15 protein-coding genes are annotated in these 14470 nt (G+C 59.9%); all 15 read right to left on the bottom strand.

Features of this window, described 5'->3' with window-relative positions:
• Positions 1-85: 85 nt before the first annotated feature.
• Positions 86-1561 (bottom strand): sigma-54 dependent transcriptional regulator, encoded by a 1476-nt coding sequence (locus N8H71_RS11565; RefSeq protein WP_003222863.1) that lies wholly within the window; start codon positions 1559-1561, stop codon positions 86-88.
• A gap of 172 nt (positions 1562-1733) precedes the next feature.
• Positions 1734-2030, bottom strand: coding sequence for a hypothetical protein (locus N8H71_RS11560; RefSeq protein ID WP_007958300.1), 297 nt, complete (start codon positions 2028-2030; stop codon positions 1734-1736).
• Positions 2031-2040: 10 nt separating this feature from the next.
• The gene (gene fliS / locus N8H71_RS11555; RefSeq protein ID WP_007958302.1) at positions 2041-2439 is read right to left on the bottom strand and encodes a flagellar export chaperone FliS; all 399 of its coding nucleotides are present in this window, start codon (positions 2437-2439) and stop codon (positions 2041-2043) included.
• A gap of 129 nt (positions 2440-2568) precedes the next feature.
• A complete protein-coding gene (gene fliD, locus N8H71_RS11550) occupies positions 2569-4011 on the bottom strand; it encodes a flagellar filament capping protein FliD (RefSeq protein WP_262194088.1) in 1443 nt (480 codons plus the stop codon).
• 80 nt (positions 4012-4091) lie between these two features.
• Positions 4092-4448 (bottom strand): flagellar protein FlaG, encoded by a 357-nt coding sequence (locus N8H71_RS11545; protein ID WP_085605774.1) that lies wholly within the window; start codon positions 4446-4448, stop codon positions 4092-4094.
• Between the two features lie 71 nt (positions 4449-4519).
• Positions 4520-5371 carry a flagellin domain-containing protein gene (locus N8H71_RS11540; protein WP_007920059.1) on the bottom strand — a complete coding sequence of 284 codons (852 nt, stop codon included), beginning with the start codon at positions 5369-5371 and terminating at the stop codon, positions 4520-4522.
• Between the two features lie 243 nt (positions 5372-5614).
• Positions 5615-5881 carry a hypothetical protein gene (locus N8H71_RS11535; protein WP_262194086.1) on the bottom strand — a complete coding sequence of 89 codons (267 nt, stop codon included), beginning with the start codon at positions 5879-5881 and terminating at the stop codon, positions 5615-5617.
• On the bottom strand, positions 5878-7170 hold the full coding sequence (locus tag N8H71_RS11530; protein ID WP_262194085.1) for a motility associated factor glycosyltransferase family protein: 1293 nt from the start codon (positions 7168-7170) through the stop codon (positions 5878-5880). Before N8H71_RS11530 ends, N8H71_RS11535 begins: the two co-directional genes overlap by 4 nt.
• An 86-nt stretch (positions 7171-7256) precedes the next feature.
• A complete protein-coding gene (locus N8H71_RS11525) occupies positions 7257-8183 on the bottom strand; it encodes a ketoacyl-ACP synthase III (protein ID WP_262194084.1) in 927 nt (308 codons plus the stop codon).
• A gap of 226 nt (positions 8184-8409) precedes the next feature.
• Positions 8410-9462: a pseudaminic acid synthase gene (gene pseI / locus N8H71_RS11520; RefSeq protein WP_262194083.1), complete on the bottom strand. Its 1053-nt coding sequence runs from the start codon at positions 9460-9462 to the stop codon at positions 8410-8412.
• A complete protein-coding gene (pseG, locus tag N8H71_RS11515; RefSeq protein WP_262194082.1) occupies positions 9459-10961 on the bottom strand; it encodes a UDP-2,4-diacetamido-2,4,6-trideoxy-beta-L-altropyranose hydrolase in 1503 nt (500 codons plus the stop codon). The genes pseI and pseG overlap by 4 nt, the downstream gene beginning before the upstream one ends.
• Positions 10958-11653, bottom strand: a complete 696-nt coding sequence (gene pseF / locus N8H71_RS11510; protein WP_262194081.1) for a pseudaminic acid cytidylyltransferase — start codon at positions 11651-11653, stop codon at positions 10958-10960. The genes pseG and pseF overlap by 4 nt, the downstream gene beginning before the upstream one ends.
• Positions 11650-12270: a pseudaminic acid biosynthesis-associated methylase gene (locus tag N8H71_RS11505; RefSeq protein ID WP_085699487.1), complete on the bottom strand. Its 621-nt coding sequence runs from the start codon at positions 12268-12270 to the stop codon at positions 11650-11652. The genes pseF and N8H71_RS11505 overlap by 4 nt, the downstream gene beginning before the upstream one ends.
• A gap of 30 nt (positions 12271-12300) precedes the next feature.
• On the bottom strand, positions 12301-13458 hold the full coding sequence (gene pseC, locus N8H71_RS11500) for a UDP-4-amino-4,6-dideoxy-N-acetyl-beta-L-altrosamine transaminase (protein ID WP_262194080.1): 1158 nt from the start codon (positions 13456-13458) through the stop codon (positions 12301-12303).
• On the bottom strand, positions 13455-14456 hold the full coding sequence (pseB, locus tag N8H71_RS11495) for a UDP-N-acetylglucosamine 4,6-dehydratase (inverting) (RefSeq protein ID WP_262194078.1): 1002 nt from the start codon (positions 14454-14456) through the stop codon (positions 13455-13457). The genes pseC and pseB overlap by 4 nt, the downstream gene beginning before the upstream one ends.
• Positions 14457-14470: the final 14 nt, after the last annotated feature.

The raw sequence follows: 14470 nt of genomic DNA, 5'->3' as shown, positions 1-14470 counted from the left end.
CAGTTAAACGGAACGTTGCGAGGGATGTAGCAATACCCGTGCCTAAAAAAAACTGCTTATAAATGAGACAGTTGAAAAACAGGCGTCAATCATCCGCCTGTTCATCACCTTCACGACGGCTCATGCCGTACTTGCGCATCTTCTCCACCAGCGTGGTGCGGCGAATGCGCAGGCGTTCGGCGGCACGGGCCACGATGCCGTTGGCGTCGTCCAGCGCCTGCTGAATCAAGCCTTGCTCCAGACCACCGAGATAGTCCTTCAGGTCCAGGCCTTCCGGCGGCAGCATGGCGTTGGCGGTAAAGTCCGGCGTATGGCCGTTGATCGCCACGCGCTCTTCCAGGTCGCTGCGCAGGCTGTCGACCATTTGCTCGTCTTCGTCGTCGACGTAGCGGAATTTCTTCGGCAGCTCGACCACGCCGATGACCCCGTATGGGTGCATGATCGCCATGCGCTCCACCAGGTTGGCCAGCTCGCGGACGTTGCCTGGCCAGCCGTGACGGCACAGGGACATGATGGCGGCGGAGTTGAAACGGATCGAGCCGCGTTTCTCATGCTCCATCCGCGAAATCAGTTCGTTCATCAGCAGCGGAATGTCTTCGACGCGCTCACGCAGCGGCGCCATCTCGATCGGGAACACGTTCAGGCGATAGTAGAGGTCTTCGCGGAAGGTGCCGATCTCGATCATGCTTTCGAGATTCTTGTGGGTCGCGGCGATGATGCGCACGTCGACGCTCTGGGTCTTGTTGCTGCCCACGCGCTCGAAGGTGCGCTCCTGCAATACGCGCAACAGCTTGACCTGCATCGGCAGCGGCATGTCGCCGATTTCATCGAGGAACAGCGTACCGCCGTTGGCCAGTTCGAAGCGGCCGGCACGGCTGGTGATCGCGCCGGTGAAGGCACCCTTCTCGTGGCCGAACAGTTCGCTTTCCAGCAACTCGGCCGGGATCGCCCCGCAGTTGACCGGGACGAACGGCGCGTCGCGACGCTTGGAATGGTAATGCAGGTTGCGCGCAACCACTTCCTTGCCGGTCCCGGACTCGCCGAGGATCAGTACGCTGGCGTCGGTGTCGGCCACTTGCTGCATCATCTGACGCACGTGCTGGATCGCACGGCTGGTGCCGACGAGGCTGCGGAACAGGTTGGGTTCGCGATGGCGGCCGCGTTCGCGGGCCTGGTCGTACATTTCGCGATAGACCTGGGCACGGTGCAGGGAATCCAGCAGTTTGCTGTAGCTCGGCGGCATTTCGAGGGTCGAAAGTACCCGGCGGCGTTGGTCTTCGGGCAGGTCTACCGAAGAATTATCGCCCATCAGCAAAACCGGAAGGAACTCATCCCAGGTTGAGAGTGTCTTTAACAGGCCCAAAAGTGCACCAGGAGCATTGACCGTCCCGATCAGTACACAAATGACCTCACGACTAGACGACAAAGAGCCGACTGCCTGCTGCCAGTCATGGCTTCCGCAGGGTAAATTTTCTTCGCCAAGAAAATTTAAGATCACCGCCAGGTCGCGGCGGCGGACGCTATCGTCATCGATCAGCAGAATTTTGGTTTCACGCCACATGCAATAGCAACTTCCCTAGTCAACTCAATGCCCAAAATGAGGGGCAAGCGAGACGCTTGCAGGACACCTTGTGCCTGTAGACGCCTGAAATCTGAAAACAGCCACTAGTTAAGTCAAAAAACCGTGCACAGTCAAATTTATGGCGCACATGTCTGGATTAACTGAGGGTTAATTAACCAAACAGATGGTAAACCTTTGCCGCGTTCTGCGCTTGGGTGATCTGCGACATCTCGTCGACTATCGCCTGACGCTCACCCATGGCAACTTCAAGCAGCTGCTTGTAGACATGCAGCAACTCCTCAAGGTTATCGCGCAACGCGACCTCGTCCACCGAAGCCTCACTCAATACATCTTCCATGCAGGAACGGCAATCGAGATCCAGTTGACCGATCGCCTCCCAGTTGCGCTCGGCCAGGGCGCCGACCAACGCTGCTCGGGTTTCTTCGATTCGCTGCAATACAAGACTCATGGTGATCTCCTCAGAACTGCGGAGCGGGCGCAGGCGCGATCGCATCCCAGCCTTCCTTGACGGTGCTCAGCAAGCCGGCAACCTCATCAAGAATGCGCGGATCGCTGCTGATGTTCGCCTCGGCGAGACGCTTCATCATGTAGATGTAAAGACCGTCCAGATCAGCCAGCGTGTCCGCGGAATTCTCCAGATCCAGACCTTCGCGCAGTCCGCTGACGATGCCGATGGCCTTGCTGATCGACGTGCACTTGGCAGGAATGTCCTTGCGCTCGATCGCACCCTTGGCCTGGGCGATACGGTCCAGACCGCCTTCCATCAGCATTTGCACCAGACGATGAGGGCTGGCTTCAGATGTCTGAGCGTGCGCACCTACTTTCTGGTATTGCCGAAGGGCTAACATCGGATTCATGTTCTACCTCATTTGCCACAATGACTCGTATGAACAGTGTATCGCCAGCGAGTCGAAAAACTTTAGACCATAAGACAAAAACCCGGCGCACGCTCGAAAGCGTAGCCGGGTTTTTGTCGCTCTTGCATGTTACTTCGCAGATTGCTGAGCGTTCAGCGAGCTGAAGAACGAAGTAATGTTGCTCGCCGTCGCTTTCATTTGCCCTACCAGCAAGTCCATGGCGTTGTACTTGGCAGTCAACGTCTTGGTCAGGTTGGCCACACGGACATCCAGCGCTTTTTGCTGATCGGTGATCGTCCGGCTATTGGCATTCAGGATCGTCAGCCGCTGATCCAGCAGGCCTTGAGTCTTGCCATCGGCCGATGTCTTGAGATACGGGTCGACCGCCTTGCTCATGCGCGCCAGCAGACCGTTGGTGTCATTGGTACCACTGAACAACTGCTGTACCTGACCCGTTGCCCCCGGAGCCGCCATGGCCTTGTTGAAGGCAGTGGTGTCGAGCTTCAGGTTACCGGTAATGGAGTCGGTCATGATCCCCACTTCCGACAAATAGGCCATCGAGCCACCCGCGCCCGCGCCGGTAAACTCGGCGCGAATGCTCGCGATCAACGAACGCGGCAAGGAATCGCCAGTGAACGCCGCCTGCACGGTCAGCTTGCCGTCTTCATCCGGCGTGGCCTTGGACAGGCTGTCAACGGTGGTCTTGAGCGAATTGTAGGCATCGACGAACTGCTGAAGCGACGTCTGCAGCCCTTTGGTATTGGTATCAACGGTAACCGTGGACGGCGTCGTGCTGGCAGCTACCAGATTCAGGGTCATGCCACTGATCGCACCGGTAACCGTGTTGCTCTTGCTGGTGACTGCCAGACCATCGATAGTCAGGGATGCATCCTTGGCGAGCGCCCCCACAGAACCGGAATCACCCGCCGCCGGCGTAGCCGACATGACTTTGCTGCCATCGATTTCCAGACCGGCAATACCGCTGACAGAGAGATCGGAACCCGCACCGGTCTTGTTCGAACCGATCACCAGACGAGAAGCGCCAGTGGCGTCGGTCACGATGTTGGCGGAAATACCATTGCTGCCCTGGGCCTTGTTGATCGCATCACGCGTGCTCTGCAAGGTGGCATTGGCCGGGATGGTGACATTGTAATCAGTGCCATTCTGACTGATTTTCAGGGTACCACTCGGAATGGCACTGGATGCACCGCCGGCAAAGGCTGCAGAGGCGACCTTCGAACCGGTAGCCAGTTCTTTCACGACAACGCTGTAAGAGCCCGAAACCGCAGTGTTATCGGAGGTTACAGTCAGCGTTCCAGGCACGCTCGATGTCGCCGTGTAGCCAGCGAATGCGGGATTGGTCTTGCTGCCCAGAGTGGCCAATGCCGCCTGAAAGGTGGTCAGCGCGCTCTTCAGAGCACCCACACCGGAAATTTTCAGCGTGTTGGTTTTGGTCTGGTTATCGATCTGCGTTTGCTTCGGCGATTTGTCAGCGTTGACCAGCGCAGTAACGATCGCACCGATGTCCAGGCCGGAACCCAGGCCCGAACCCGGTAAAATTGGACTTGCCATGTGCATCTCCCTTGGGTTGTTGCCAGTCTTTTGACCAATACCTGCGTCTAAAGAACTTCAAACACTATTCATGCCAGCTATCAGACTTTGGCGTCGAACAACACGTGACTTGCGTTGGCGAGGCTGTCTGCCAGCTTGAGGGCTTCTGCGGAGGGGATCTGTCGTACGACCTCGCCCGTCTCGCTCGCGATCACCTTGACGATGACCTTGCCGGAATGCTCGTCGATCGAGAATTCCAGATTGCGCTTGATCGACTGAACGAACTTCTCGATCTCCTGCACCGCCAGCTTCAGCTTGGTCTCATCCGCTTCCTGGCTCTTTTTCGAGGCAGGAACAGCATCAACGGTCTGAGGCTTGGTCTCCGACGGTTTGTCGGTGACGGTATTGGCTGGCTTGGGAGCCGGATAAGACACGTTAAGCTTGACGCTCATGTCCATGCTCATCACCTCATAACGTAAAAAGCGAGAGAGCACGCAAGCGCACTCCCCCGCTAAAACTCATTCCGAAATTACTGAAGCAGCTTCAGTACAGCGGAAGGCAGTTGGTTGGCTTGAGCCAGAACAGAGGTCGAAGCCTGTTGCAGGGTTTGCTGCTTGGTCAGGTTAGCAGTCTCTGCGGCGAAGTCGGTATCTTGTACGCGACCTTGTGCAGCAGTGGTGTTCTCGGTGATGTTCTGCAAGTTCTGGATGGTGCTGGTCAGACGGTTTTGCGAAGCACCCAGGCTGGCACGAGTTGCACCGATTGCAGCGATAGCGGCGTCGATTGCAGTGATCGCGTTGTCGATGTTCTGCGAAGCGCCAGTTACGGTAGCACCGGTCAGGGACAGAGTACCGCTACCAACCGACAGGCTGACGGCGTCGAACTTGGAGCTCAGTACCAGGTCGATGTGGTTAGCCGAACCGGTGTTTGCACCCACTTGCAGGGTTACAGTACCAGCCGAACCGTCCAGCAGGTTTTTGCCGTTCAGGTTGGTCGAAGCCGAGATACGGGTGATCTCGTCGGACATCTGAGCGAATTCAGCGTTGGTAGCGGTCTGGTCAGCAGTGCCGTTGGTACCGTTACGTGCTTTAACAGCCAGTTCACGCATACGCTGCAGGATGTCGGTAGTAGCTTGCAGAGCGCCTTCAGCGGTCTGGGCAACGGAGATACCGTCGTTGGCGTTCTGGATTGCCTGGGTGTTACCGCGGATCTGGGAAGACATACGGTTGGAGATCTGCAGGCCAGCGGCGTCGTCTTTAGCGCTGTTGATTTTCAGGCCGGAAGACAGGCGCTGCATCGAAGTCGACAGAGCGTCGGAAGCGCGGTTCAGGTTTTTCTGAACGTTCAACGACGTGGTGTTGGTGTTTACTGTTAAAGCCATGACGAATTCCTCGTTGGTTGGGTACTGCGGCTTCCGGCCCTGGCAACCGCCGGGTATGGCCTAGAGAACCTTCGTAATAGTTATCGTCGGGTTTGGAGGTTGCTTGAGGGCTTTTTTGAAAAAATTTGCCATCAACCTGCCACCCCCTAGAAAACAAAGACTTAGCAGCACTTTACCTTCGAAAAAATGACGTCATAAAACCGTCCGTGGCGCAAACCTGCGGGCCAGCGCCTTCGACCGTCTTCAGGCGGACGACTCTTCCAGCAATTGAATCAACTCGTACTCCATGAAATCGGCAAGTCCCAACCAGTCCTGACGCTCCTGACATTCGAGCATTTGCGTGAGCAACTGCGCCCAGGCCTGCTGTGTCTGTGCGCCGGCCGACAGCAAAGACTGCTGTGCACCCTCGAACACATCGACCATGGTCAACGCGGCCTCGACATCACGCCCCAGGCGGAACAATCCGGCGCACTGGTGGCATTCGTCGACCCAACTTTGCAGCGCAGTCATTGCACAAACTCCTGATTGAACGCGGTACCGGCAATCTGCGCGCCCGCGCGGCTGCTGTTGAAAAACGCCACCTGCGGCTGACCGGCGATGTATCGCTCCAGCACGCACAGATAACCGCGAAAATTGAGCTGGGTACTGACGCGCTGGCCATACCCGTCACGCACCCAGTGCCGAGCCTGATTCACCGACGGCCCAAGGTCCCCGTCGTTCCAGCCGGCATGGGTCTTGTTCATCGGGAAGGCAAAATCGGCGCCGAACAGCGTGATGCGTGCAGCGCCCATTTTCACCGCCAGATCCACGGCCGGGTGAATCACACTACCGCCCACATGCAGCAGCGCCCTCGGGTGCTGCTCACGCAATGCCGCATAGACCGGACTGGCCGAGTAACCGCCATAACGTTTGCCCTTCCAGGCCCTCAGCACCTCGGGATCACTCATGGGCAGATACACCAGCGGGATGCCGTCGGACTCCTCGAATGGCAAATGCCGAAAGCTGATGCGCTGATCGATGCTCACCACATAGTCGGGCACGATCCCGTGCTCGCGCAGCGGCCGGTAAGCGGTATCGACGCAAATGAACAGCGGGCGCTCGTCTTGCTCGCGAATGGCGGCCAGTCGCTCGAAATGCTGCTCGAGTGTCGGCCCGGTACCGATCACATAAATCTCCCGACCGGCACAGGTTCCGAACAGCGTCGCCACATCGTCGTCGGCGAGCAATACCGGCAAGCAATCCTGCAGACGCTGCTGAATGAACGGTGACTGCGGATCGAACTCACGGTTGTTGAAGCTCAGGTGCACCTCGCTGACCAGCCGATCACGGATCTTTGCGTTGAAGTCATCGGCCAACAGCATCTCGGCAGGCAATGCGAAGAATGGCGTACAGATGTCGGGCAGGTCGCCGGCGTAGAGCAATTCAACCCGCGGATCCTGCAGCCACTCCCGCTGATCGAGCAATTGCAGCACCAGAGCGAACAGCGCGCCGTTGAGGATGTGCACATACAAGCGCTCAAGCCCGGCGCGCTCCAGCAACACCGTGGGCAAATCCCCGAGGCCGGTGCCGTAGACATGCAGCTGCGGCTTGTCCGCCGGCAGGTTGGCGGCCTGAATCTGCGCCTCGCGGACACGGTCATGCCGGCTGGTGAGCTGAATGCCGCCAATGCTCAGCGTCGAGCCCAGCCCTTGCGTCAGCTCGGCCTCGATTGCCGAACTGTCTTCGGTCAGCAATCGTGCGAACAGCGTCGGCCAGCGTCGTTCGATGACTTCAGCATTGGCCTGGAAAAACTCGTTCATGGTGCCTCGCGCTCCCTTCAGGCAAAAAAATAGCGTTCAAGGTTAACCCTTGAACGCTATTTTTGTATCCGTCGCTCTTTGCGGATTCAAGGACGATAAATAATCGCCGAACCCCACGACAGACCGACACCGAAACCACTGATCGCAATGCGATTCCAGTCAGAATCCATCACGTGCTTTTCCAGCAGCAGCGGCACACTGGACGACACGGTGTTACCGGTCTCGACCATGTCCTTGATGAACTTCTCCGGCTCGCCTTCGAAGCGCCGCGCCACGGCATCGACAATCGCCGCACTGCCCTGGTGAATGCAGAAAGCATCGATGTCATCGGCCTTCAGGCCGGAATCGTCGAGCAGTTCGTGCAAGTGCGCCGGCACTTTGAGCAGCGCAAAGTTGAACACCTGACGGCCGTTCATGAAGAACACGCCATCGGTGACTTTCAGGTGCGGTGCGCCGGAACCGTCAGTGCCGAACTTGGCCTTGCCCAACGCCCAGACCGGGTCTTCGCCCATCCAGGTCGCGGTGGCGGCGTCGCCGAACAGCATGGTGGTGTTGCGATCTTCCGGATCGACGATCTTCGAATACGGGTCAGCGGTGATCAGCAGACCGTTTTTCAGGCCGGCGGCTTCCATGAAGCCCTTGATCGCGTAGATGCCGTAGACGTAGCCGGAGCAGCCCAGGGAAATGTCGAACGCCGCAACATTGGTCGGCAGACCCAGTTTGTCCTGCACGATTGCAGCGGTATGCGGCAGGCCTTCTTCGTCACCGTTCTGGGTGACGACGATCAGCGCATCGATGGATTCACGCTTCAGTTCCGGGTTACTGGCAAACAGCGCATTGGCCGCTTCAACGCACAGATCGGAAGTTTCCTGTTCTGCATCTTTACGTGGCAGGAAGGCCGAACCGATCTTGCCGAGGATGAATTCTTCATCCTTCTCGAATTTTGCACCTTGTGCGTAATTGTCCACGCCGGCTACAGGAACGTAGCTCGCAATGCTTTTTATGCCAATCATTACGGCTTCCCAATAATAAACAGCCCAATACCACCGCTCGCAAGGATTCGAGGGGCGCCGACAAACAGAAAACGGCCGCCACAACGGGCAGCCACGGGGAGCGCAAAGGGCTATCACTGGAACCGAAAACGGGCCAGGCGCCATCTCCCCGGTCATTACAATACAGTGAAGATGCGCGTTATGACTCGCAGGTCACGCTATTTTGCCGAATCGGTAACAGATCGGGTCATTCGACCAAAGACCAGTCCAGCGGTGTACCGCGTTTGATTGGCTGGCGCGCGCGGCGCCCGAGGACGGCATCGGTGTGCTTGGGCGGCAGACCGAGACCGGGACGAATGGCGCGCAGGTTGGCCGCCGTGAAGGGTTCACCGGCCGCCATATCGGCCGTGACGTACAGCGACCGACGGTAGACCAGCGACTTTTTCTCAGCCTCGGTCACGCCGTAATGCACTTGGCCCATTGCCTGCCAGGCGCGTTCGGTCTCCACCACCAGACTGGCCAGTTCCGCCGGTTCCAGCGAGAAACTGGCATCCACCCCACCCGCTGAGCGGTCGAGGGTGAAGTGTTTTTCCACCACGGTCGCGCCCAACGCCACCGCCGCCACCGATACGCCAACGCCCATCGAATGATCGGACAGACCAACCTCACAGCCAAACAGCTCACGCAGATGCGGGATCGTGCGCACGTTGCTATTGATCGGGGTCGCCGGGTAGGTGCTGGTGCATTTGAGCAGCACCAGATCCTTGCACCCGGCCTCGCGGGCAGCGCGCACGGTTTCGTCGAGTTCGGCGATGCTGGCCATGCCGGTGGAAATGATCAGCGGCTTGCCGGTCGCGGCCACGCGGCGAATCAGCGGCAGATCGGTGTTCTCGAAACTGGCGATCTTGTACGCCGGCACGTCGAGGCTTTCAAGGAAGTCCACGGCGCTGTCGTCGAACGGCGTCGAAAACGCGAGCATGCCCAGTTCCTTGGCACGGGCGAAGATCGGCGCATGCCATTCCCAAGGCGTATGGGCCTTTTCATACAGGTCGTAGAGCGAGGTGCCCGCCCACAGACTGTTCGGATCCTTGATGAAGAATTCGCCTTCAGCCAGATCCAGGGTCATGGTTTCGGCGGTGTAGGTTTGCAGCTTCAAGGCGTGCGCCCCGGCCTTTGCCGCCGCTTCGACAATCTGCAAGGCGACGTCCAGCGACTGGTTATGGTTGCCGCTCATTTCAGCGATGATGAACGGCGGCGCATCGGCACCGATCTGGCGGTTGCCGATCTTGAAACTGCTCATAGACGGGATTCCTTCAAAACCTTGCTGAACGCGCAGGCACTCTGGGTGAACCCGGCGTCACAAAAAACATTCATCGAGGGCCGATTGGCCGGCAACACCTGGGCGGTGATGGCGGTCATCTGCGGCCAGTGCGCGGATACAAAAGCCTCACCCTGCGCCAGCAGCGCCCTGCCCCAACCCAGACCGAAACGCCCCTCGAGCAGATACAGCGAAACCTCTGCCTCAAAGCCGCGCAGATCGTAGCGCAGGACACCGACCGGGCCGTCATCCGCCTCGGCTACCAGCAGCAATCGCTGAGGATTGCGCAGGCTCGCGTCCAGCCAGTTCACGTGCTGCGTCCAATCGATCGCCCCGCTGTCCAGCGACCAGCGGCGCACAGCCTCGGCATTGCGTCCATCGAACAGCAACTGTGCGTCATCCGGCGTCGCCAGACGCAACTTGAGCACCGCACCGGCCAGTGCCGCCGCTACCCGCAGCGCACCGCGCCCGTCGACCAGTTGCCGCGAACGCTCGGCCAGGCTATGGCGCAGATAAAAGTTGCCCACGACAAAGCCGACGGCATCGCGCAGTTGTTCGACGCTGATCTGCTCCCGCGCACCCATGAACACATGCGCGCCGGCCGCCGCCATCACTTCGCCGTTGGCCTGCTGGTTGTTCGACACCGCGATGCAGATCGTCGGCAGGCCCAGCGCCGCGCGTTCCCAACTGGTGCCGCCGCCGGCACCGATAAACAGGTCGGCCTCGGTCATGCGCCGATGAAAATCGCTGACAAAACTGTGCAGCCGCCAGTGCGGCCGCGTTTCGGCCAGCGCCTGCATCTCTGCCCAGGCCGGGTTGTCGGCACCGGCGACAAAATCCACTTCAAGCCCGGAAAAATCCGCCAGCGCCAGCATCGCGTGATGGGTCTGGCGCGCCGCATCGAAGCCGCCGAAATTCACCAGCACCCGGCGCGCCACCGGTTTGATCTCGATGGCCGGGCCACTGAACTCTTCGCGCAACATGGCGAAGCGCGGACCGAGCAGCGTTCGGCAACCGGCCGGCAGCAGCGGCTGATAGTTTTCGCTGAGGCCCGACAGATTCTGATTGAGCAGCAGATCCACGCTGTAGCGCCGGGTCGCCAGATCGTCGACGGCGGCAATCCGTGGTGCGAAGCGACGGGCAGCGGTCTGCCAGTGATGGTCGAGGCCGTAATGGTCGACGATGACCCAGTCAAACTCAGGCTGCCCTTCCAATTGCGCCGCCAGTGCCTCGATATCCGCGTGCCACGGCAGCATCGATTCAATAGCCTGCTCCGGGTCTTCACCGGCATAGCGATCCGGCAACGCGAAGGTCTCGAAGCCTTCGCTCTGCAACGCATCGAGCCGATGCCCCGGCAAACGGCGACAGGCAAACGCGACATGACTGCCCTGCGTGCGCAGCACCCGCGCCAGTGTCAGGCAACGGGCGATATGGCCGCTGCCGATGGTCGGCGAGGCGTCGGCGCGGATCAGCACTCTCATTGCAGCTCTCCACCAGCCTTGAGGGCGGCGTAAAGGTATTCGGCGCGCTTCCAGTCTTCGACGGTATCGATGTCTTGCACCAGATGCCGGGGCAGGATCACCGGCAGACTGGTCGGCGAATACAGAATCTCGCCACGCAACCAGGCCTCGCTGCGCCCCCAGTAAAACTGCCCGGCATCCTGAAAGGCGACCGGCAGATCCTGGGATCGGGTATCGCGAAATTCGGGGTACAACGCCGTCAGCGCGCCCTGCCCGTCCAGGGTCAAGGCGCGCTGCACCGGAAAGCCGAAATCGGTCACTGAAAAAGCAAACGATTTGTCCGGATGCTGCGCCAGCAACTCCAGGCCCTGTCGCAGAAACCGCGCCTGCAACAACGGCGCCGTGGCGTACACACAGCAGGCGTAGTCGAAGGCCGGCAGTTGCTCCAAGGCATGCACGATCACCGCCGCAGTACCGGTGAAATCATCGGCCAGTTCCGCCGGACGCATGAAAGGCACGTGAGCACCGCTGGCCCGCGCCACGTCCGCGATCTCTTCGTCGTCGGTGCTGACCACCACTTGCTCGAACAACCCCGAATCGAGGGCCGTGCGAATCGAACGGACAATCATCGGCACGCCGTCGAACGGCTTGAGGTTCTTGCGCGGGATGCGTTTGCTGCCCCCGCGGGCCGGGATGATTGCGACGTTGTTCAAGGACGTTTTTCCAGCAGGAACCAGGTGATGTCGTCCACCGGAAATTGCGGATCGCGGTGATAACCGAAGCCGTAGTCCAGCAGTTGCAGATCAGGATAGCGATCGAGCATTTCCCCGGCGAAATCGCGCTTGAACAGCTTGCCGCTGTTGCCGCGATAGGACACTTCCACCGGCGAGGGATTGTAGTACTCGGCGATCAGGATGTAGCGCGAGCTCAACTCATACAACTGCGCATACGCCGTCGCCAACAGCTCCGGCGCCAGATGGATCAGCACGCCTTTGCTCAGGGTCAGGTCGTATTGGCGCTCACGGGGAAAGTCGAACAGCGAACCGTGCCAGATGTTCGCAATCTCCAGCGCACGCGCCTGGGCGCAGGCACTGGCATTGATTTCGACCCCGAACAGCTCGCAGCGCGGCAGCAGCTGACGCAGCGCCTGCAAGTTGTTGCCGGCGTTGGTGCCCAGCTCCAGCAGGCTGTCGATTCGCCCGGCCCGGGTCAGCGCCTTGGCGAACAATGCCAGATTGGCCGCCACCAGTGGCTGGCCGACGTTGCGGTCAACGTACTGGTTGCCGAATTCGCCCTGCCAGAATTGTTCCTGCTCGCTCAGATCACGCATTACCGTTTCCATCCACCGCCGCAGCGGCACTCATTCAGTCAACCGACGCAATTGCTCGACCACGTAGTCCTGCTGCTGATCGCTCAGCAACGGGAACAGCGGCAGGCTGATCGCTTCGGCGTAATAACGCTCGGCTTCGGGGAAGTCACCCTCGGCGAAACCCAGGTCACGATAGTACGGCTGCAAATGCACTGGAATGTAGTGCAGGTTCACGCCGATGCCGGCGGCACGCAAGCCTTCGAACACCTGACGATGGCTGAGGCGGATGCGATCCGTCTGCAAACGCACCACGTAAAGATGCCAGGCCGATTCGGCGTCCGGCTGGAGGCTCGGCACAGTCACCGGCAAGTACGCCAGCAAGCGGTCGTAACGCGCAGCCAGCTCCCGACGACGGGCGATGAACTCGTCCAGTTTGCTCAGTTGCGACAGACCCAGCGCAGCTTGCAGATCGGTGATCCGGTAATTGAACCCCAGCTCGACCTGCTGGTAGTACCACGGGCCGTGGCTGGGTTCGGTCATCTGCTGCGGATCGCGGGTCATGCCGTGGCTGCGCAGGCGTTGCAGACGCTCGGCCAGTTCCGGGCGATTGGTCAGCACCATGCCGCCTTCGCCGCTGGTGATGATCTTGACCGGGTGGAAGCTGAACACGGTCATCGCGGCAAATTCACCGCAGCCCACCGGACGCCCGGCATAGCTTGCGCCGACCGCGTGGGAAGCGTCTTCGATCACCGTGAAGTTGTAGCGCGCGGCCAGTTCGGCAATTCGCCGCATGTCGCAGCTTTGCCCGGAGAACGCCACCGCCACCAGCACTTTGGGCAGCGTGCCGTCGCGTTCGGCAGCATCAAGTTTGCTCGCCAGAACCTCGGCATCGAGGTTCCAGGTCAGCGGATCGATGTCGACGAAATCAACGTCGGCACCGCAATAACGGCCGCAGTTGGCCGACGCGAGAAAGGTGTTCGGCGTGGTCCACAAGCGGTCGCCGGCTCCCAGCCCCGCCGCCAGACAGGCAATGTGCAGCGCCGCCGTGGCGTTGCACACCGCCACGGCGAAGTCGGCCTGACAACGCTCGGCCATCGCCTGCTCGAAGCGTTCGATGGTCGGGCCCTGAGTCAACCAGTCGGACTGCAACACCTCGACGACCGCGTCGATGTCCGCCTGGTCGAGGCTTTGCCGACCGTAGGGAATCATACCGACAGCTTCGCGTGCAGATCGGCGATCTGCCCCACCGAAAGGAAATGCGGGTTGGTGTCGGAGCGGTATTCGAAATCTTCGCTGACCGGCACGCCACGCTCACCGAGTTTGTCCTCGGCAAAATCCACGTCGACGCTGGTGAAACGAATCGACGGCTGGATGGTGTAGTGATCGGCGAACTCCAGGGTCATCCGCGCATCGTCCAGCGGCACCATCAGCTCGTGCAGTTTCTCGCCCGGACGGATGCCGACGTTCTTGTGCGGCAGGTGCTCGGCCATGCCGCGCGCCAGATCCACCACGCGGATCGACGGAATCTTCGGCACGAACACTTCGCCGCCGTGCATCCGCGCAAAACTGTCGAGCACAAATTGCACGCCGTGATCGAGGGTGATCCAGAAGCGGGTCATGCGCTCGTCGGTAATCGGCAGTTCTGTCGCGCCATCGGCGATCAGCTTGCTGAAAAAGGGCACCACCGAGCCGCGCGAACCGGCGACGTTGCCGTAGCGCACCACGGCGAAACGCGTCTGCTGTTCGCCGGCGATGTTGTTGGCCGCAACGAACAACTTGTCCGACAGCAACTTGGTGGCGCCATACAGGTTGATCGGGCTCGCGGCCTTGTCGGTGGACAGCGCGACGACTTTCTTCACGCCGTTGTCGATGGCGGCGGCGATGATGTTCTCCGCGCCGTTGACGTTGGTGCGGATGCATTCGGTCGGGTTGTATTCCGCCGCCGGCACCTGCTTCAACGCCGCGGCATGCACCACGTAATCGATACCGCGCATGGCCTGGCGCAGACGATCGGCGTCGCGCACGTCACCGAGGAAGTAACGCATGCACGGCGCATTGAACGTCTGCTGCATTTCGTATTGCTTGAGCTCATCCCGGGAGAACACCACCACGCGCTTGGGCTGGTATTGCTCGAGCAGGCGCGCGATGAACTTGCGCCCGAACGAGCCAGTGCCACCGGAGATGAAAATCGATTTACCGTTGAACATGTTCTGATTCCTGT

Origin of the sequence: Pseudomonas koreensis (assembly GCF_025447595.1) — a bacterium.
GTDB lineage: Bacteria > Pseudomonadota > Gammaproteobacteria > Pseudomonadales > Pseudomonadaceae > Aquipseudomonas > Aquipseudomonas koreensis_H.
Note: the sequence above shows the minus strand (reverse complement) of the source record. Positions and strands in the feature narration are given on the sequence as shown.